Source organism: Paenibacillus anseongensis, assembly GCF_009757995.1.
GTDB lineage: Bacteria > Bacillota > Bacilli > Paenibacillales > NBRC-103111 > Paenibacillus_E > Paenibacillus_E chondroitinus.
The window spans coordinates 286,390-307,689 of the sequence record NZ_WSEM01000034.1 but is presented as its reverse complement, the minus strand read 5'-3'; the positions used below and the strand labels follow the sequence as shown (position 1 = coordinate 307,689).

The 21,300-nt window shown below is 43.9% G+C and carries 16 protein-coding genes; 12 read left to right on the top strand and 4 right to left on the bottom strand.

Translation table 11 applies throughout. The annotated features are described in order from the left end of the window. The first annotated feature begins 69 nt into the window (after positions 1 to 69). The 12 genes from GON05_RS32520 to GON05_RS32465 all read left to right on the top strand — a co-directional run bounded on the left by GON05_RS32520 (position 70) and on the right by GON05_RS32465 (position 17,337). On the top strand, positions 70 to 1,059 hold the full coding sequence (locus GON05_RS32520) for an ABC transporter permease (RefSeq protein WP_157325332.1): 990 nt from the start codon (positions 70 to 72) through the stop codon (positions 1,057 to 1,059). Positions 1,060 to 1,070: 11 nt separating this feature from the next. Then, the gene (locus GON05_RS32515) at positions 1,071 to 1,982 is read left to right on the top strand and encodes a carbohydrate ABC transporter permease (RefSeq protein WP_157325330.1); all 912 of its coding nucleotides are present in this window, start codon (positions 1,071 to 1,073) and stop codon (positions 1,980 to 1,982) included. 120 nt (positions 1,983 to 2,102) lie between these two features. After that, a complete protein-coding gene (locus GON05_RS32510) occupies positions 2,103 to 3,632 on the top strand; it encodes a response regulator transcription factor (protein WP_181646310.1) in 1,530 nt (509 codons plus the stop codon). Between the two features lie 24 nt (positions 3,633 to 3,656). Then, the gene (locus tag GON05_RS32505) at positions 3,657 to 5,480 is read left to right on the top strand and encodes a sensor histidine kinase (protein WP_157325325.1); all 1,824 of its coding nucleotides are present in this window, start codon (positions 3,657 to 3,659) and stop codon (positions 5,478 to 5,480) included. Beyond that, positions 5,473 to 7,014 carry a response regulator transcription factor gene (locus GON05_RS32500; protein ID WP_157325323.1) on the top strand — a complete coding sequence of 514 codons (1,542 nt, stop codon included), beginning with the start codon at positions 5,473 to 5,475 and terminating at the stop codon, positions 7,012 to 7,014. Before GON05_RS32505 ends, GON05_RS32500 begins: the two co-directional genes overlap by 8 nt. Positions 7,015 to 7,187: 173 nt before the next feature. Next, positions 7,188 to 8,912, top strand: a complete 1,725-nt coding sequence (locus tag GON05_RS32495; protein WP_157325321.1) for an extracellular solute-binding protein — start codon at positions 7,188 to 7,190, stop codon at positions 8,910 to 8,912. Positions 8,913 to 8,980: 68 nt separating this feature from the next. Continuing rightward, positions 8,981 to 9,883, top strand: coding sequence for an ABC transporter permease (locus GON05_RS32490; RefSeq protein ID WP_079412691.1), 903 nt, complete (start codon positions 8,981 to 8,983; stop codon positions 9,881 to 9,883). A 53-nt stretch (positions 9,884 to 9,936) separates the two neighbouring features. Continuing rightward, complete coding sequence (locus tag GON05_RS32485; protein WP_181646336.1) at positions 9,937 to 10,824, top strand: carbohydrate ABC transporter permease; 888 nt, start codon at positions 9,937 to 9,939, stop codon at positions 10,822 to 10,824. Between the two features lie 160 nt (positions 10,825 to 10,984). Continuing rightward, entirely contained in the window at positions 10,985 to 12,670 is a 1,686-nt protein-coding gene (locus GON05_RS32480; protein ID WP_157325833.1) for a sensor histidine kinase, read from the top strand. Next, a complete protein-coding gene (locus tag GON05_RS32475; protein ID WP_157325319.1) occupies positions 12,663 to 14,282 on the top strand; it encodes a response regulator transcription factor in 1,620 nt (539 codons plus the stop codon). Before GON05_RS32480 ends, GON05_RS32475 begins: the two co-directional genes overlap by 8 nt. A 43-nt stretch (positions 14,283 to 14,325) precedes the next feature. Then, positions 14,326 to 15,855, top strand: a complete 1,530-nt coding sequence (locus GON05_RS32470; protein ID WP_157325317.1) for a glycoside hydrolase family 43 protein — start codon at positions 14,326 to 14,328, stop codon at positions 15,853 to 15,855. 15 nt (positions 15,856 to 15,870) lie between these two features. Beyond that, entirely contained in the window at positions 15,871 to 17,337 is a 1,467-nt protein-coding gene (locus GON05_RS32465) for a DUF5605 domain-containing protein (protein WP_157325315.1), read from the top strand. 101 nt (positions 17,338 to 17,438) lie between these two features. On the opposite strand, the gene GON05_RS32460 is transcribed toward GON05_RS32465, so the two are convergent. From GON05_RS32460 to GON05_RS32445, 4 genes are all read right to left on the bottom strand, one after another. After that, positions 17,439 to 18,224, bottom strand: a complete 786-nt coding sequence (locus tag GON05_RS32460) for a GNAT family N-acetyltransferase (protein WP_157325313.1) — start codon at positions 18,222 to 18,224, stop codon at positions 17,439 to 17,441. A 185-nt stretch (positions 18,225 to 18,409) separates the two neighbouring features. Continuing rightward, complete coding sequence (locus tag GON05_RS32455) at positions 18,410 to 18,751, bottom strand: nuclear transport factor 2 family protein (protein ID WP_157325311.1); 342 nt, start codon at positions 18,749 to 18,751, stop codon at positions 18,410 to 18,412. A gap of 37 nt (positions 18,752 to 18,788) precedes the next feature. Further along, complete coding sequence (locus tag GON05_RS32450; RefSeq protein ID WP_157325309.1) at positions 18,789 to 19,580, bottom strand: SDR family oxidoreductase; 792 nt, start codon at positions 19,578 to 19,580, stop codon at positions 18,789 to 18,791. Between the two features lie 239 nt (positions 19,581 to 19,819). Continuing rightward, on the bottom strand, positions 19,820 to 20,977 hold the full coding sequence (locus tag GON05_RS32445; RefSeq protein ID WP_157325307.1) for an MFS transporter: 1,158 nt from the start codon (positions 20,975 to 20,977) through the stop codon (positions 19,820 to 19,822). Positions 20,978 to 21,300: the final 323 nt, after the last annotated feature.

Genomic DNA, 21,300 nt, shown 5'->3' with positions numbered 1-21,300 from the left:
GAGGAGCGGAGAAGACGAGCAGGTCTTCTCCGTTTATAGACGACAAGTTTCGGTTTGGGAGGGATCATAATGGAAGAAGCTATACTGAAGAAACAAGATGCGAAAGCAGCGGTCAGGAAAAAGAAATGGATCGATCCGGAAATTGGCGTAGAATTCAGCTGGAAAACGATAAAAAGCCAAAAGCAGTTAATTTTGATGTCGGTACCGATTCTAATTTATTTGGTTGTTTTTAATTATGTCCCTATTTGGGGATGGTTAATGGCCTTTCAAAATTATCGCCCGGCCTTGCCATTTTTAAAGCAGAAATGGGTTGGTTTTGATCAATTTAAATTTCTGATGGGTGATGATGTCTTCCTTCAGGTGCTCCGTAATACACTAGGCATGAGTTTGATCAATTTAGTACTGGGATTTGTAACAGCGATCGTGCTGGCGCTTCTCCTTAATGAAATCAAAACAAAAATATTTAAAAGCACAGTACAGACGATTTCGTACTTGCCCCACTTCCTGTCATGGGTTATAGCGGCTGGTATTGTGGCTTCCACGCTGTCCGTAGAGGATGGAATCGTCAATGTCGTATTAATGAAGCTTCATTTAATCAAAGAGCCGATAATGTGGCTAAGCATCGGACATTATTTCTGGGGCATTGTCGGTGCCGCAAACGTGTGGAAGGAAGTAGGCTGGAATACGATCATTTACTTGGCTGCGATTACTTCCATAGATCCTTCGCTTTATGAAGCCGCCTCCATGGATGGAGCCAACCGGTACCAGAAAATGCGCTATGTGACCCTGCCGGGCATTAAAGCGACGTTTATTATCCTTCTAATTATGAATGTCGGCCATATCCTGGATGCGGGCTTTGAAGTGCAGTACTTGTTGGGGAATGGTCTGGTTGTGGACTGGTCGCAAACCATTGATATTTTCGTATTGAAATATGGAATTGCACTTGGCAACTACTCCCTGGCGACAGCGGCAGGTATATTTAAGACGATCGTCAGCATTGTAATGGTTTTGAGCGCGAATTATATCGCGAAACGCCTCGGCGAAGAGCGGTTGTTATAAGGGGGTTGGATATGAAAACGGCTACTTTCCAGAATAATCGCTTGGAAGCGATTCTATTCAACACACTAAATGGATTTTTTATGCTTTTCCTGGTCATCGTTACCCTGTATCCTTTTCTCCATACATTGACGGTATCTTTTAACGAAGGCAACGATACGCTGCGAGGCGGACTTTATTTATGGCCGAGAATTTGGAGCTTGCAAAATTATCGTGCGATTTTCATCTCGGGAACTATCTATCATGCTGCCTGGATCTCGGTCGCCAGAACGGTTACGCTTACTGTGTTAGGCGTGTTTCTGACCTCGATGCTAGCTTATACACTGGCTCAGCCTCACTATTTGTTTCGTAAAATCATTGGCGTGTTTTTCGTGCTGACCATGTATTTCAATGCTGGGTTGATCCCGAATTATTTCCTGATCAAGCAACTGGGATTGCTGAACAGCTTCTGGGTATACATTCTTCCTGGGCTGGTCAGTGCGTTTAACCTGATCGTCATCCGAACCTATATCAAGTCTCTCCCAGGCAGTTTAATTGAATCGGCGAAGATAGACGGTGCAGGAGATTTTACCATTTTTCTGCGGATTATCTTTCCTCTCTGCACGCCAGTCTTGGCAACTATTGCGTTATTCATCGCGGTTGGCTCCTGGAACTCTTGGTTCGACACGTTCTTGTACGCTTCTTCCGACATTAAATTAAGTACGCTGCAGTACGAGATGATGAAGCTTCTAGGCTCTACGATGAGCAGCAACAGTGATCCCGCGCTTTTAAATGGCGTCAACACGGGCCAATCCAAAGGGATGGTTACACCTGCTTCTGTGCGGGCTGCCATTACAATTGTAACTGCTGTGCCGATTTTGTTAGTTTACCCTTTCCTGCAGCGCTTCTTTGTAGTAGGTTTAAATTTGGGAAGTGTTAAAGAATAAGAGTTCGGGCATTGGAAAAGCCGTTTTAGTCCGAGGACTAGAATGGCTTTTTCGTTGCTGGATCTATGTGTGGGACCGTATAATAATCTCATATCAAGAGGGAAATCAGGTGAAACGCGAATGTTGAAGGTTCTGATTGCCGATGATGAGCCGATCATGCTGGAAGGGTTACGTTTCCTCGTTGATTGGCACAAGCTTGGATTTGAAATATATGCTGAGGCGCTAGACGGAGAGGATGCCCTACAGCTAGTAGAGGAAAACTGCCCTCATCTGATCATAACGGATATTCGGATGCCCGTCATTGATGGCTTGGCATTAATTGAAAAGGTTTATACGCGCTTTCCTGATACGAAGTTTATTGTGTTAAGCGGCTACGCTGATTTTCAATATGCGCAGCAGGCTATGAAATTCGGTGTGTCCAATTACTTGACGAAGCCTTTGGACGAGACGGAATTAGAGAGCGCCGTTCTTGCGGTTGCGGAGGACATTCGTGCTGAGGAAGAGCGGCGTGCTCTGCAGCGCTCTATCCTTGATCGCAGCCGTGCTGAAACGGTTTCACGGCTTTTGATGGGAGACGTCAGAAAGGAATGGGTGGACAAGGCACGAAGCTTGTTGAAACTGCACGAGCAATCGAGAATTCGCTGTATCTACCTTGCTTGTAGCAATTCGGAATACAGCGAACAAGAGCGAGTCAGCCTGTTCCAACGTCTTAGGGAAGCAGTGGATTTGAATGGCTTGACCGATGTGAGCGTGCATCCGTTTGAACTAGGCATTAACAGGAGTGGTTTTATTCTCGCCGTGGACTCAAAGGAATCTGTACTAACTATCCCGCTCATAGATCAATTCGTATCGCATATTCGCAAAGAATGCGGAGAGACTTTTACTTTTGCAATCAGTAGTGAGGTTAGAGGGGTTATTTCATTAAGTAGAGCCTATCAGGAGGCGCTTACAGCTGAGGTGTGCAAATTTCCCTCTAATCTTCCTAGGGTCTACTATTATCAAGACAAAATAGTAGAGGAATCTCCATCGATCCCTGAGGTAACCAAGACATCGCTGATTCAGGCCATCAACTATGGCAATGTAGATGCCGTTCGCACTCTTACGCTTGATTTATTTATGACTTTATCTTCTTCGGAGGCATGGGCGGCGGCAAACTTGTCTACACTGAAGCTGGAAATTCTTCAAGAACTGGCCCAACAAGGAGCAGATATGGAAAATTGGAGCCGAAGGTGGTTTGCATCGCCTCTTCCCAAGAATGTGGGAGAACTGAAAAACAGCTTGTTGAAAGAATTTCTGGAAGCGGCAGAGTGGACAGCAAGGGAGAAAGGTGCTCGTATCGACGACATTGTTTCTGCCGCTGAAGCATACGTTAAACAGCATTACCAAGGAAAGTTGCAGCTTCAACACGTGGCTGAACATCTTCATGTGAATGCGGCTCACTTGGGGCAACGCTTTAAAAAGCAGCGTGGGCTGGCATTCAATGAGTACGTGCATACCGTTCGCATTACGGAGGCCAAGAAGCTCTTGCTTCGTACCGAGATGAAAATAACCGAAATCGCCCATATGGTGGGGTATTCAGATCCTGAACAGTTTGGTGCGAAGTTCAAAGCTTTGACCGGTGTAATCCCTTCGTCGTACAAAAAAGGCTGAGAACTAACCGATAGGAGATCGACAATGAACCGAAAATGGAAGCTTTTCAGCCATATCGTCAATGACATACCGCTCAAATATAAGTTTCTATTTATCTATCTTTTGTGTGTCTTACTCCCAATTATGAGCATCAATATCCTATTCTACATGCAAAATAGCCGGGATACGCAAAGTCGGGAGAGGGAGAATCTACAGATTTCTTTAGATCGGGCAGCATATGAGCTCACCCAGATCGTGAACGAGAGCGTAGCCATTGGTAACACAGTAGCGGCAGATCGAACATTTAACGGAAAGTTGGAAGCGTCCTATTCCGATTTGTCCACCTACTACGAGACTTATGACAGTTATTTGCGTGACAAGCTGCGTCCATATACGGATCAGTATCCGTACATTTCCTGGCTAGGCGTGTTTACCACGAACCCGACAATTGGAAGCGGAGGAAGCTATTTTGTACTGAAGGACAGCGATAAACAGAGCGAATGGTACCGGAAACTGACGGATACGAAAGAGAAGGTGGTCGTCGCCTCTTACTTGGATATGAATCCGATGAATCCTCAGCAACAGAGGGTGTATGTGAGCATTATTCGCAAGCTGGAGAATTTTCCGGATTTGATGACTTACACCAAGTATTTACGAGTGGATTTGCAGCTGGATAAGCTGCAGGAGCTTTTTAACAAGGAGCAGAACTATCTGCAATTCAAACTTGTAGATGCTAACAATCGGGTTGTTCTTGATTCGAACCTCTCTTACATTGCGGAGGATAACCTGTTGCTCCCAATTGCTAAAGACTACTTAGCATCAAATAACAAGGCAAATGGCAATTTTATCAGCAGCCTGGGAACGGCCAGTTACCTTAGCGGCTGGAAGTTAATTGGGATTCCAGAACAATCGCGATTTCAACAAAAGCAAAATGCGGTAATAAAATTCGGTATTATACTTACCTTGTGCAGCACGGTAATCCCGACGGTACTTGTTTTTACTATTCTTCAATCCTACAATTTGAGAGTCAGACGGCTTTCCAAACATATGCAATGGGTTAAAAATGAGCGTTTCGAACCTATTAACATGTATGAAGGCAAGGATGAAATTGGAGGATTATTGCGCAGCTTTAATCTGATGACGGTGAAAATCCGCAATCTGATTAATGATGTCTATAAGCTGGAGATCCAGAAGAAGGACTTGGAATTGGAAAGAGTACGGGCGGAGTTGAATTTTCTGCAGAGCCAGGTAGATCCGCATTTCCTGTTTAATACACTTAACGCTATTCTGGTGGTATGCAAGAAGCATCGGTATGAGCATGTTACGGATATTATTCGTAGCCTCTCGCAAATTTTGCGAAGGCTGCTCAGCTGGAAGGATGATCTGGTGACGATTGATGAGGAAATTAGCTTCATTAAGATGTATTTGCAGATTGAGAAATTCAGGTTTCAGGATCGGTTTACCTATGAGATCGATATTGATCCGAGGATATTATCCTGCCGGATACCCAAGATGAGCATCCAAACTCTGGTAGAGAATGCGTGCAAGCACGGGCTTCAATCGGTGAAGGGGGATCGGCGGATTCACATTTCAGCAGGGCTGGATGACCGCTATCTGATAATCAGGGTCAAAGATAACGGGATTGGTATAGACACTGCCAAGCTGAACAGCATTCTTCAGAACTTGCATGTGGAAGAAGAGGCAGGGAAAAGCATCGGCCTGAGAAATGTGTATAAACGGCTGAATCTTTTTTACAAGGATCGTTCCTTGTTTTTAATAGAAAGCAAAGCCTATGAACAGACGTCTGTAACAATCCAAATCCCTATTCATCTAATCTTGTCACAGGAGGAGGCAGCTGAACATGTGTAAAGTATTGTTCGTCGATGATGAGCCGATTGCACTTGAAGGAATCCGAATGCTAGCTGATTGGGAAGAGCTGGGGTTTGAGGTATGTGGCATGTGCCCCGACGGGGAAGAAGCTCTGCAAGTAATTATGGAATGCCGACCTTCACTTGTCATAACGGATATTCGGATGTCTGGGATAGACGGGCTGGAGCTGATTCGTCAGGCTCAGCTGTTGTCGGAGACGTATAAGCCGATTTTCATCATCATGAGTGGCTACGGCGACTTCAAGTATGCACAGTCAGCACTGCGATACGGGGTACGCCATTATCTGCTCAAGCCTATTATGGATGATGAATGGGAAAGCACTTTGGGGGATGTTATGGAGGAACTTACATCCCGACAACAGGTGCTTGACCAACTGGAAATGACAATCAGTCAACTCCTTCCAATGATGATGGCTCCCATTCTCCGGGGGGAGTTGGAAGAGTTGGATGAAAGCATATCTAAGCGGATCGGAGAGTTGGATCAGGAGGCTGAAGGCTGGAAGTGTATCCTGATAGAAGGGTTGAATGAAGAGGAACTGGCATCTTGCAGTTCTTATGTTGTTCCTCGCAGAGCGATGTTAGTTGATCTTATGCCTGGTCAAGTTTGCCTGGTGGTGGACTGTACTGAAGACGTTCGGAAACTGGCTGGGAAGGTTTATGATAGGTTTCGACAGCAAGACGTGGCGATATACGTATCGATTGGCCCTCCCGTTCGTTTTCTTCGGGAATTGAATGTATCCTATTCGGGGGCGGTGGAGGCATCTGTCCACCATTTTTTTTATGATCATGAGGGACTTGTTGATTACGAGAATGCCGATAGGTTGGAGTTTAGTTATAATCTTGGAATCATGGCAAAGTTGGAGGAACTGCTTGGTGCTGCAGAACGACTACAGGAACAGGAGGCAGCCAGTATCTTAAAACAAGTATTCGTTTTGTTCCAAAACAACAAGATTGCTCCGGAAATGGTGCGCATGCTCTGTGTACATGTGGTCCTGAAGAGTATGGATGTGCTGCGGGAGTTGGGAGTAGCATCCATGGATATGTGGCCGTTGTTCCGCAATGAGCTGCAAACCGGTCCTAAATCGCTGATGACATTGGAACAATCTGTGAGGAGTTATCTAACCGAATATATGCGAAGGTTAAGAGAACGGAGGGAATCCGGCTTAGGCCATCCACTGTATGGAATTGAACGCTATATTCAAGAAAATTATAAATTCCCGCTAACGATCAAAGAAATCGGAAAACGCTTTTATATGAATCCCGTTTATCTGGGCCATGCGTTCGTAAAGAAATATGGTGTTGGTATTATTGAATATATCCATGATCTTCGAATCAATGAGGCCAAGAAATTGCTGACGGAATCTGCTGCCACGATTCGCTCCATTGCAGAGGGAGTCGGTTACGTGCATTACCATCATTTCCTGAGAGAGTTTGAGAAGCGTGTAATGGAGAAACCGGTAGAGTATAGGGAAGCTGCTTACGATGTGAGAAAAAAGGGAAAAGAATGCGAGTAGTACCCTTTGATTTTCTAGGGGGTTGTACACAATGATTACGCTTACAAAACAACAAGATCTGGTAAGTAAAGTAAAGAGATGTACATTGTTTAGACGTTATACTAACCCTATAATGAAAACATAACCACATCACTGCAGTGATAGCTTTAAATACTCAATATAGGGGGATGTACATGAAGCTAAGCCAGCACAAAATGAAAGCGTTATCCGTTTCCTTGCTTGCTATAACAACGCTCGTATCGGCATGCACCAGCCAGAACAATACAACGAATACTGAACAGAAAGAAGCAGTGAGCACTGCTGCCGGTAATACCGATGTGAAAAGTGCAAATATAGAACCGCTTGGCAAGTATGATCCACCAATTGAGGTGTCGTTTGTCCGAAACCTCAGCGATGTTGTTGAGAATAACGTACTCGGTGTATTAAAAGGTGAATCGTTTGAAGACAACCGATGGACACGTCTATATAAGGAACAGCTCGGGATCACAATTAAAAATAATTGGGTCGTCAAAGGAAGCGATACTTCTGATCAGTATTTACAGAAGCTGAATGTAACGTTAGCCTCCGGCGATCTGCCTGATATTATTCCTGTGAACGCGACTCAATTAAAACAATTAGCAGATTCCGGCCAAATTGAAGATATGACAGCTTTGTATGAGAAATATGCGGCTCCTCTCACCAAAGAGATCTTATCACAAGAGGGAAAAAGTCCCTTCGATGCTGCAACGATTGATGGCAAATTGATGGCGATCCCGCAGGTCGACTCTTCGCTTGAACGCGCTATGTTTATCTGGATTCGTACGGATTGGCTTAAGAAATTAGGCTTGCAGCCGCCGAAGACGATGGCTGATGTACAAACCATTTCTAAAGCGTTTGCCGAGAAAGACCCGGATGGCAATGGGAAAAAAGATACATTTGGCCTCGGTTTAAACAAAGCCTTGTGGGGAGGAGCTGTAGGCTTAGAGGGCTTCATGGCAGGATATAAGGCTTATCCGAATATGTGGATTACCGATGCTTCCGGGAAGCTGATGTTTGGCGGTATTCAGCCGGAAGTTAAGAAAGCGCTTCAAGCCCTTCAAGAGATGTTTAAGAACGGAGAAATTGATCAGGAATTCGGGATCAAAGACGGTGGTAAGGTGGCTGAGCAAATAGCTGCTGGCAAAATTGGAATGGAGTATGGCGAACAGTGGAACTCCATCTGGCCGCTTCAATTGAACCGTAACAATGACCCGAGTGCACAATGGCAGGCATTCCCAATCGTTTCGGAGTCCGGCGATACACCTAAAGTTCCTCTGAGGTTCAGTACAAGCAAGTTTTTTGCGGTTAAAAAGGGTTTCAAGCATCCTGAGGCGGTTATCAAGTTGTTTAATATGCATCTGGAGAAAAACTTTGGCCAAACAGCGGAGTTTGACAAATATTATGCACCGCCGGAAGCAGAAAGCGTATGGCAGCTGTCACCGGTAACTCCGAGCCCAGTAAAGAAAAATGTTGAGGCATTCAGAGCGATCGATGCGGCGCGTAAAGCGAACAACTTCTCGACCCTGAAGGGAGAAGCCAAAACGATTCAAGGAAAGATAGAAGCTTTCAATTCGGGTTCAAAAGAAGGGTTTGCCTTGTGGGGATGGGAACGCATTTATGGTCCGGAAGGCTCTGAAGGCGTCGTTGACCAGTACGATAAAAATAGTCAATTCTTGATGGATAAATTCGTAGGCGCACCTACGCCAACGATGGTTGAGCGGAAATCAACTTTAGAGAAGCTGATGAATGAGACTTACACCAAAATTATTATGGGCGGCTCTGTAGATGAATTCGATAAGTTTGTGAAAGACTGGACGAAGCTGGGCGGCGAGCAAATTACAAAAGAAGTCAATGAATGGTATGCAGCAACGAAGAAGTAGATGCGGGCAGAGGACGGGTTAACCATCCTTCCTCTGCTTTTTATGCATTAAATAATGGAGGTTATTGTATGGGTATCGGGAAAATGTGGAGAGAGCTTCCGCTTCATCTGATGATGTTACCGGGATTAGTACTGATTGTGCTATTCTCATATGTCCCAATGGCGGGAATTATCATTGCATTTCAAAAATTTATCCCTGCAAAGGGATTATTTGGTGACCAGCGATGGGTCGGGTTGGATAATTTCAGATATGTCATGAATCTGCCCAGCTTTAATCAGGTCCTGTGGAATACCCTCTTTATCTCAAGTCTTAAGCTTATTCTAGGCTTAATCGTACCGATTATTTTCGCCATTCTTCTTAACGAATTGAAGAATGAGGTGATTAAAAGAAGCGTGCAAACGACCATTTATTTACCTTATTTCCTCTCTTGGGTAGTTCTCGGGGGGATACTTATTGATATTCTATCGCCTTCTACCGGTATTGTTAACCAATTGTTGGGTGCTTTCGGTTTGAATAAGATATTTTTCCTTGGAGACAATCATTGGTTTCCGTTTACACTCATTTCATCGGATATATGGAAAAATTTTGGCTATGGAACTATCGTTTATTTGGCGGCTATCACGGGCATAGACCCTGGCTTATACGAATCTGCCACAATTGACGGCGCCAACCGTTGGCATAAGATATGGCATATCACGATTCCAGGGATGCGAATGGTCATTGTCTTGTTGTCAGTTCTCAGTTTAGGACAGCTTTTGAACGCAGGCTTCGATCAAGTGTTCAATTTATATAGCCCTCAGGTATACGAAAGCGGCGATATTCTGGATACTTTTGTATATCGGATCGGATTATTGGATGCTCAGTACGGTGTTGCAACGGCCGTAGGACTATTCAAATCGCTAGTTTCGCTTATTTTGATTTCAAGTTCTTACTTTGTGGCATATCGGTTTGCAAAATATAGAATCTTCTAGGAGGAGGGAAAACCGTGGTACAACCATCACCCAGTTCTGTGTCTGATACTTATATCCGGGTACCCAACAGTCGATTTCGATTCGAGTGGTTTTCCGTTCTGAATGTTTCCTTTCTAATTATTATATCGTTAATTTGTATCCTCCCACTAATTCATATCATTGCGATCTCGTTTAGTTCAAGTACAGCAGCTGCAGCAGGTCATGTAAAGCTGTGGCCGGTTGACTTTACATTAGCCTCTTACAAGTTTACGGCTAGTCGAGCAGCATTTTGGCAATCCATGCTTGTATCCTTGGAACGTATTGCGATCGGGACGCCATTAAATCTAATTCTAACCATTCTTGTCGCATTTCCATTATCCAAGGAGACGAAGGCTTTTCGCATGCGAATGGTTTATGCTTGGATTTTCTTCATCACGATGCTCTTTCATGGTGGTTTGATCCCTTGGTATTCTACACTTAAGCAGTACAATATGCTTGATACGATTTGGGCACTCGTGCTGCCCGGTGCGGTTCCCGTATTCAGCGTGGTCCTTCTGCTTAACTTTTTCCGTGAGGTGCCGAAGGAGCTGGAGGAGGCAGCCGTCGTGGACGGTGCGAGCTATTGGACGACACTCTGGAAAATCTATGTGCCGATATCCATGCCTGCTCTTGCAACGCTTGCCTTATTCTCCATGGTCGAACATTGGAACAGTTGGTTTGACGGCCTCCTGCTTATGGGGGACCCTAGTCACTATCCGCTGCAGAGCTATATTCAAACGATCGTCATTCAACAAAATTTAACGAATATATCACGTGATGAAGCCGTAAATATGGCCCTCATTTCTGATCGGACGCTGAAAGCTTCACAGATCTTCTTAGGCTCCCTTCCGATTATCTTGGCGTATCCTTTCTTGCAGAAATATTTCGTTAAAGGGATTGTCCTTGGCAGCGTTAAGGGGTAGTGCATGATAAATGGCTTCCTAACGAAAATCCATATGAAACTTACAAGCTTCAGGCTATAATGGAAGAAAAAAGTTGGGGGCTTGTACCTTGATCAACCGTCAACCATTCACTTTGAGAAACACAATTTTCCTTCGGCTGCTCAGCACTTTTTTGCTTATCATGCTGCCCATATTATTATTTGGCGTCTATCTGTATAACTGGATCGTCCAGACGGCAAGTGAAGACATCTCCAAAACAGCCGTATCCCAACTAACCTTCTATATCAACGATCTTGAGAAAGAGATAGAACGGATGAAGCTGCTGCAGTTTGGCGTTATTGATGATGAAGATCTCAATGAACTGACGCTGACATGGGACACGATGGATGTGTTTAAACGCACTGAAAAAATTAACTCACTGCGAAAACGACTTTATGCCATTCAAAACAGCTCTCCTTATATTAAAAATGTAAGTGCTCATATTTATCCAATATCGAAAACGATTTCATCCGCCAATGGCCCAAGTGAATTTAATACCGAACGGTACAATGGCCTGCGCTCAACTTTAAGCAGTAGGAATAATCAGATCATTGAGTGGAATGGCGGATTGTTCCTAAGTGCCGCGAAGCAGGGAGTAACCAATGGGAATCAACCGTTGTTCATAATTGAAATTGAGCTGGATCAAGAGAGACTGCAGGAGGCCTTAGGCCAGTTTAACACCTATCCTGGAAGCGGAACATTAATGACCAAGGAGAATACGAGTGTTATTCTCACGAGTGGATCTTTGGAGCATTTATGGCAGGATATGCCGGAAACCATTGCGCAAATCAAACAAAACCCGGTTCACGGCACAGGGACCTTCACGATCTCGGGAAGCCGCTATTATACCGCAATTGCAAGCTCTGATTATTTGAATATGTCGATTTACCGGTTTATCCCAGAGCAAATTATTAAAAAACCGCTAGACAAGTTTTATCTGTGGGCCTGGTTATTTATTTTCGTTGCTATTGTCATCATTGCCATTTATGCATTTTCTACCTACAAATTTATTCACAAACCGTTGCTAACGCTAGTTAAGAGCTTTCGGCGTATGGAAAATGGGGATCTGGATGTAAACATCCAACACGAGTCTAAGGATGAGCTCGGTTACTTGTATGGCCGATTTAACCAAATGGTCACGAATCTTGGCTCTTTGATCGATCAAGTGTATAAGCAGAAAATTATGACACAACGGGCGGAGCTGAAGCAGCTTCAATCCCAGATCAATCCGCATTTTTTATACAATAGTTTCTTTATCCTGAGAACGATGGCCAGGATCGGAGACGTTGAACGAATCGGACAGTTTGTCACACAGCTTGGTGAATATTTTCAATTTGTTACCAGAAATGCTTCTGACGAAGTGCTGCTGAAACAGGAAATTCACCATGCCAGAATGTACACGGAGATTCAGGAATTACGCTTTTCTCGGCGTATCCGGGTACAATTCGACGCTCTTCCACGGGAAATTGAACAGGTGTTAGTACCACGTTTAATTGTGCAGCCGATTATCGAAAATGCCTTTGAACACAGTTTGGAACAAATGAAACGCAGTGGAAACATTATCATTCGCTTTGAGTTGGCAGAGAGTGAGATACGGATCATTGTCGAGGATAATGGGGATAGTTTGACGGATGAGACATTGGAACGTATCTCGGACACGCTGGATAACGGTGACGAACATGCGGAGACGACGGGCTTGGTGAATATTCACCGCCGTGTCAAAATGACATTCGGTGAAGCATACGGTCTACGAATAAGCCGAAGCGAGCTCGGGGGATTGAAAGTTATCATTTCTATTCCTTTTCAAGGTGGTGATGCTCATGATTAGAATGCTAATCGTTGACGATGAGGAGATCATAACAGACGGGCTGTTTGACATATTTAGCCAATTGAATCTCAATCTTGATTTGTATAAAGCCTATTCCGGTGAAGAAGCGCTGGATTGGATGAATACGACGAGAGTGGACATCGTGATGTCCGATATTCGTATGCCCGGGATGGATGGGCTCGAGCTAATGAGAAACATACGCGGTAGTTGGCCGCATTGTAAAATCATTTTCTTGACTGGATATAATGATTTTGATTATGTCTATCAAGCCATTCAATCACCCGGAGTCAGCTATCTCCTAAAGAGTGAAGAATACGATAAGATCATCAAGGCCGTAACGGATGCGATACATGAATTGGAAAACAGTCTAAAGTTTCATGATCTAGTCAAGCAATCAAGTGAGAAGCTAACTACGCTCGAAACTCTCGCTCAAGGGAATTATTTCCGTTATTTGCTTCAAGGGACACGAACAACGGAAGAGTTCGTCGTTGATTTCCGTAATCTTGGTATAACTCTTGATCCGACTAGGCCCATCCTTGTGGCGTTAGCTGACCTGCAACGAACGAACACACACCATACCTTTGCGGAAAGTCAGAATGCGGCACTTGCTGTCAAATTTTTGGCAGAGACATTTTTAGCAGAACGCACAGATAGTCTTGGAATCATTGATCAATACGGTGACCTCGTCTGGCTTATTCAACCCAAGCCTACACAAGTTAGTGAATCTGACGAAGCCTATTCCCGCACGGTAAAATTTCTAGAGGGACAATTTGAGCTTATGCAGCAAGCTAGTCATGAATCTTTGGGAAATTCTTTTGCCATCACGCTTTGCGCCGATACCTGCGAATGGAAGCAGCTTTCTGAGAGATACGATCGAATGAGAAGTGAACAGTACTGGCGAGCGGGAGACGGTGCCCAGATGGTGCAAACAGTCACCTTGGAAACCATTGGAACTGCGGCCAACTCAAGAACGCTGAGAGAAAAAGCGGAGTCTTTGGCGATTCATCTAGAAGGTGGAAATAGAGAGGGATATCTCCATCTGTTCAACGAACTAATGAAAACAGCATACGATGAACGAGGAAATGGCGGACCTTTTGCCTTGGAATTGTATTACACGATTGCTCTCTGCCTATTATCCTATATTAACCGTTGGGAGCTGCACGATAAGGTTGGAACAACCGGGCTTATGCAAAGAGACAGGCATTCATCCTGGCAGGATAGCTATGAGTTTTTGAAACAGACCGCAGAGTCTTTGTTCGATCTTCGATTAAGTGTAGAACGTAATAGAGCAGCAGCGGTGATAGAAAAGATTCGGTTGTACATTGAGGAGCATTTGGGTGAAGACTTGTCCCTCGTACGTTTAGCTAGCGTGATACACTTTAATCCGTCCTATTTATCTCGGCTTTTTAAGCAGGAAAGTGGCGTCAATCTATCTGAATATATTGATGATGTTAGAATGGAGAAAGCCAAAAATTTGCTCAAGAAAGATGAACTTAAAATTGCTGAGGTGGGCGTTCAGGTAGGCTATGAAACCCCACACTCTTTTACTCGATTTTTCAAAAAATCAACGAGTATGACTCCAGCGGAGTATCGTGAGGTTGTAAGGAAATAAGAGTAGTGGGATTAGCATTTTTTAAGTATTAGGAGAGTTAGCGATGGAGAATGTAACGATAACGAACCCCATTATCTGGGCGGATGTTCCGGATCCTTGCTTTATTAGAGTAGGAACCGCTTACTATATGGTAAGCACAAGCATGCATACAATGCCTGGATGCCCGATTATGAAGTCTGAGAATTTGATGGACTGGAGAATTGTGAACTACGTTTACGATACCTTAGAGGATAACGACGCCAATAATTTGCTGGACGGGAAAGGCATTTATGGTAAAGGGTCATGGGCGGCAAGCTTACGGCATCATAATGGGACGTTCTATGTTTGTTTCTCAAGTAATGATATGAAACGGTTCTACATATACCGGACAGATGATATCGAGAACGGGAAATGGGAGCGATCTGTCATTGCAGGAATTCATCATGACCCAAGTCTGCTGTTTGACGTCGACCGCGTTTATGTCATTCATGGCAACGGTAGTATTCGAATTACAGAACTAACGTCTGACGTGATGGCGATAAAATCCGGAGGTATCGATCAACGGCTTTTCGAGACGGAACGTGACGGCATCATGCTGCGATGCGAGGGATGCCATGCGTATAAGCTGAATGGTTATTATTATTTGTTTTTCATTGAATGGCCCAATACCGGAAATCGACGCCGTAGGCAGCTTTGTTACCGATCCAGAGAGTTGCTCGGTGTTTATGAACATAAAGTTATTCTTGATGACGACATGGGGTACCGCAATCATGGGATCGCTCAAGGAGGCATCGTAGATACACCGAAGGATGAGTGGTATGCCTTATTCTTTCAAGATCATGATGCTGTGGGGAGAATTCCCATTGTACTTCAAGTTACTTGGGTGGAGGATTGGCCGGTCATTGGGAAGGAAGGTAAAGCGCAAGTTTCATTCCAAGCCCAATTGCCGAGCACGGCACCTAAGGCGCCTACCCAATTGGTCATTAGCGATGAGTTCGACTATAACGAAAATAAATTGCTGCTTAATTGGCAATGGAATCATAATCCGGATAACCGCCTGTGGTCTGTAACCACGCGCCCTGGCTGGTTGCAATTAAAGACAGGAAATATTGCTAGTAGTGTTCTAGTTGCACGTAATACATTAACGCAGCGGACAGAAGGTCCTGGATGTATCGGCATTGCGGCAATGGATGTTTCCTCTATGAAGCCAGGTGATCATGCGGGAATGGTTGCGCTTCAGAATCATTTCGGAACAATCGGTATTCAAATCGGAGCGAACGGCGAGCGATATGCTACGATGTGTGTCAATCGAGGCGATGGTAGTGAAGAAACGGTCGAGCGCCTTCCCTACGAGGAAAATTGGATTTACTTGAAAATTCATTTCGATTTTGAAAATAGTACGGATCTTGCAAGCTTTTACTATTCAGCTGACTGTGAAGCATGGAAGCAAATCGGCGGCCCTTTGAAGATGAAGTATACGCTTGATCATTTTATGGGCTACCGAATCGGGTTGTTTAATTATGCGACCAAGTCTGTTGGCGGGCATGCTGATTTTGATTTTTTTCGATTTGATAAGGTGGAGAGTACGATTTAGAGGAGAGGCAGACCTATGACTTTCGCTCAAAACAGGCCATCAAGCGCACAAGTTGAACAATGGGATATTTTCGAACTTGCGTTCATTGTTTCATATGATGGAAATCCTTTTATTGAAGTATCTCTATCGGCGGAGTTCTACTCAAATGATCGTTCAGTGGGTGTCAGGGGATTCTATGATGGCGAAGGCGTATTTCGTATTCGATTCATGCCGACAACCTTGGGCGCTTGGAGTTATCGTACCTCTAGTAATGTAGTAGTGCTCGATGGACAGGTTGGCAGCTTTGTCTGTGTAGAATCATCTCCAGATAATCATGGTCCGGTTCGAGTGAGTGATACATTTCACTTTGCATATGCGGACGGCCTCCGATATCTGCCGGTAGGCACAACGTGCTACGCTTGGACGCATCAGCCGGCTAATCTTGAAGAACAAACGCTGTCGACGTTGAAAGCTTCCCCGTTCAATAAGCTGAGAATGTGCGTATTCCCAAAATCTTATCAGTTTAATACAGACGAGCCCATGTATTATCCTTTCGAGGGTTCACTGGAGGATGGATGGGATTATAGCCGGTTTAATCCGGCATTTTTCCAACATCTCGAGATGAGAATTGCTGATCTTGGCAAGCTCGGCATAGAGGCAGATCTCATTCTATTCCATCCGTATGATCGATGGGGGTTCTCACAGATGCCGCTGGAAGTCGATGAAAGATATCTTCGATATCTTACAGCACGTCTTGCTGCATACCGGAATGTATGGTGGTCACTAGCCAATGAGTTTGATTTAATGAATGCTAAAAAAGAGGATGACTGGGAGTACTTTGCTGAAATCTTGACATCAACCGATCCGGTCGGCCATCTCATTTCCAATCATAATTGTCTCCGATTCTACGATTACAGCAAACCTTGGGTAACTCATTGTAGTATACAACGTATTGACATGTATAAAACGGCAGAAGAAACAAATGCATGGCGTGAAAAGTGGAATAAGCCGATAATCGTAGACGAGTGTGCTTATGAAGGGGACATCGAACACGGATGGGGAAACATCACGGGAGAAGAATTAACCCGTCGATTCTGGGAAGGTGCTGTACGTGGCGGTTATGTTGGTCATGGAGAGACCTATTACAATGAGAAGGAAGTTCTATGGTGGTCAAAGGGAGGCGAACTTACGGGGACAAGTCCTGAGAGAATCGCTTTCCTTCGCCGAATCATTGAACAAAGTCCAGGTGGCATACTGAATCCACTACCTTCTTCCTGGGATTTGCCTTGCGCAGGTGTGAAGGATGAATACTACTTGTACTACTTTGGTTTCAATCAGCCGCGTTACCGGCATTTCAAACAAGAGGCCGGTGTCTCCTATCGTGTAGAAGTAATTGATACCTGGAATATGACGATAACCCAGGTGCCAGGCATTTTCGAAGGGACGTTCCGTGTTGAACTTCCTGGGCGTCAATATATGGCGGTTAGATTAACAATTGCTTAATCGACGTTCATAGGTATGATGAAGGGCTGCCTTGTGGCAGCCCTTTAACGTGTCGATTATTACAAATAAATGACAAAAACTTTAAATGAAACGAATCCGCATTAGCTGGAGAAAATATGTATGCTCAGTTCTTCTTTAAATCCAACTTTCGGATAAACACTTCGTCCCATTGGGGTTGCATGAATAACAGCCAAATTCACACCTTTTTGCTGCACAATGCCCAATACATGAGCTAGCATAGTACGGGCTATTCCTCTCGAACGATAGGCTTCTAAGGTTGCTATGCTATAAAAGCCTGCGACATCGCCCTCGGTAAAGGTCGTAAGTGTAGTTACAGGTACTCCATCCATATAACCAAGATAATGTTGAACCGCGGTGATATCTTGATTTGGGCCATCCACAAACACTTTACAAAAAATATCGGCCATCGACTCTGGAACGTTATACCCTGCTAGTATAACCTTTCGGAACTCTTCAATCTCTTGAGATTCCCGTACAGCTCGGACTTCCAGCCCCGGCAATTCCGGCAATTCCGAACGCCAGTCTTTCAGGGAAAGCCCCATACCCGAAATGACGCCAACCTGGTGAAAATGATTAGCCGCAAGCGCTTGGTTAATGACTTCGTCCTGATTGTGCGAGGTGGTCAACCAGGCCAATTTATGGCCGCGATTATGGTAAAAGGATTTGATAGATGCTATCTCATCCTCGGGATTGATCTCTTCAGAGCGTTTGTATGTAAAAACGCTATTGAACAGTCCGTATGGGATTTCGGATTCAAATCGTTGTGTGCGATTCGTCTCCACGAATGTGAAAACTTGGCTAAGTTGACTCAATTTCTCGTAAGCGCGGACCATATTTTCAAAAATTAGTTTCTGAGTCGTTGACAATTAGATCTCTCCTCCTGTTTTCACGGTAATACAACCGCGCAATGCGTGACAATTAAATGAATTGATAACTATGCCGATTGATCCCAATAACTGAAAAATTATCGGCCTGTAACCTATTGTTCCACAAAGGAACCAACTTCACAGGCCGATTACTTTATTCTATAGGGTTTTGGGTCGGGCCATATTTAAGGCAAGGATACTTGTAACTCATTAATTTTACCGCCAGACAGCTTAAATGTATGTTTTAAATAGAATGGACTTGGGAGATTAGTTTTATCAAAATCGCCCTCAAGTGACGCGATAACGGCGTACGCGCCATCATGTTCCGTGGCATCCGTTATGTCGAAGCGAACATGAGCACCAAAGATATCGGTTTTACTCCAATTTCGAATGGCTTCTAACCCTCTAAACTCCCGATTATCGTCAAACACGTAAGCATTATCGTTAAATGCAGCAAGAAATGACTCTAACTGTTCCTCATTTGAAGCAGTGAAATATGCTTTTACGGAATCTGGTAATTGAATCATAAATAACTCCTCCTTTTTGTAAAAGAACAGATAATAATTAAACTGTCGGAATCGTACCACCGTCAATAACGTACTCGCTTCCCGTGATGGAAGCTGAGCGATCGGATGCCAAAAAGGCTGCAAGTTCCGCTACTTCTTCAGGTAGTCCCGGACGACCGATTGGAATACCTCCGAGCGAGTCCATAAGCTCCTCTAACGCGGCTTCGCGACTACCGGCAACTGTCGCGATGCGGTCGATCATCCGATCTGCTGCTTCCGTCTGAATGAAACCTGGCGCAATCGTGTTGATCCGAATCCCCTTTGGCGAAAACTCCTTAGACAAACCTTTGCTGTAATTGGTCAACGCTGCTTTTGATGCTGCGTATGCTAGGGTAGTTTCATATAGTGGCAGCTTTCTCTGGATTGAGCTTACATGGATGATAACACCCTTGCCTTGCTCTATCATCATTGGTAGTAAGTTTCTGTCCAATCGAACAGATCCAAGTAGATTCATGTTCAAAGTTTCCAGCCAGTCTTCTTCAGTTAAGGCCAATGCACCACCAGGAGGCGTTGAAGCACCTCCGACTGTATTGATGAGAATGTCGATACCGCCTAACTTTTCTTTCACAGCCTCAACCAGAAGCGCCGTGCCTTCCGGCTTCGTGATATCAGCTTGAATAAAGTGAACGCCAGGAATATCGTAATCCTCCGGGATTGTACGAGCCGTTGTGAGCACAGTGGCTCCAGCTTCGGCGAGACGCTTCACAATCGCATAGCCCATTCCTTTTGTTCCACCCGTTATTAATGCCCGTTTACCTTGGAATTCATGTTCGTAAGATGAAAAATTCATTTTGCTGTATCTCCTTTATAAAAATTAATTGTTTTTGGTCACATATATTAGCATATCGCTACAGTTAAGATAAATCTAATTGATAATAATAATTGATTTTATTAGTAATATTCATGAATGGGCCATGTATAAAGTCATAAGTACACTGCAAATTCAGATCATTATCATATATTTAACGTTTATTGAAGAAAATATATATGATTGCCTGAAATACCTCATGATTTATACAATTCCATCCTTTAATTTGATACTTTGACTACTGGTCGAATCACGCGGATGGCAAGGATAGCAGCAATAGCTACTCCAAGTGCACCAAACCATACAACAGAGCTTATTGGCATGTTCTTAAGCATAATACCGCCAAGACCTGCGCCAATTGCCATGGATAGCTGCTGAGTGGAAGAATACAAACTGATCATAATACTAGACGCTTCTGGAGCCTGACTCACAAGGTTAACCTGTTGAGTTGGACCAGAAGACCAAAGTGACAAGGACCAGAGAACAAGGACTAAGAGTACGGCGACAATAGAGTGGGCGCTTAACGCAAGAAGTGCAAGAGAAATGGCGTGAATGATGAGTCCAGAAAGCAATGTTTTTCTTACACCCCATTTATCCGTTGCAGATCCACCAATTTTGGCTCCGATCATACTTGCAAAACCAAATAGGAATAAAGCCATACTAATCGTACTTGTGCTCATATTGGCCACGTTTAGGAGAAATGGTGTGATGTAAGTGAAAGCAATCGAGTAACCTAAAATCCAGAAGAAAATCACAACGAGTGCCATCAATATTTTTGGATTTTTAAGAAATGCGAGTTGTTTAACTAATGGTATAGGTGTTTCACCCTCCGTACGTGGAATAGCAGCCATCAAAATGAAAACAGCAGCAAAGCCAAGAATCCCCAATGCAGCAAAATTTAATTTCCAGTTCATGTTCGCGGCAACCAGTCTTCCAAGCGGAATACCGATTACAAAGGATGTACTAAAACCCATTACCACTGTAGAAATAGCACTTCCGATCTTTTCAGGCTTTGCTAATTTTGTAGCCATTGTAATTGCTACAGTCAGGAAAATACCCGCGCTGAGAGCAAGCACTACTCTTGATAAAAGCAAAGGTAAGTATCCTGGCAGGAAAATAACCATAGCATTACCGATTACAAATGTAACAAGTGACGCAATAAGCAGCGTCCTTCTATCCATTCTAGCTGTTAACGCTACTAGAATCGGTGTACCGATTGCGTAACTAAGCGAAAAGATAGAAATCAGCTGACCCGCAGAAGCAATAGATATTCCTGTATCTTTAGCAATGATATCTAGGAAGCCAGCAATAACATATTCAGATGTTCCAACGAAGAAGGTAACTATCGCTAGAAGTAAAATTTTCAATGAGTTTGACATGTTTATACCCCTTTTATATAAAGTGTTAGTTCATAGCATCTAATTGGCAGCAGTGAACACACCTGTTACGCTAATGGGTTAACAAACGATAAAATAGATAGAACTGCATGAATGATCGTCCTTTCCAAGTAGATTTGTTTATGATGTGAACACTCTTGTCCGCAACACCTGAATTATCATAACAATGTACATTCAATCAGTCTAATGCATGATATCTATGTTTTATATTAATTATTTTCATGTAATCTACGAATATAGCCTACAAATACAAAAAAACAGATTCCTATCGCCGGCTGCTCAAAAATTCGTTGGCTATATGCAAG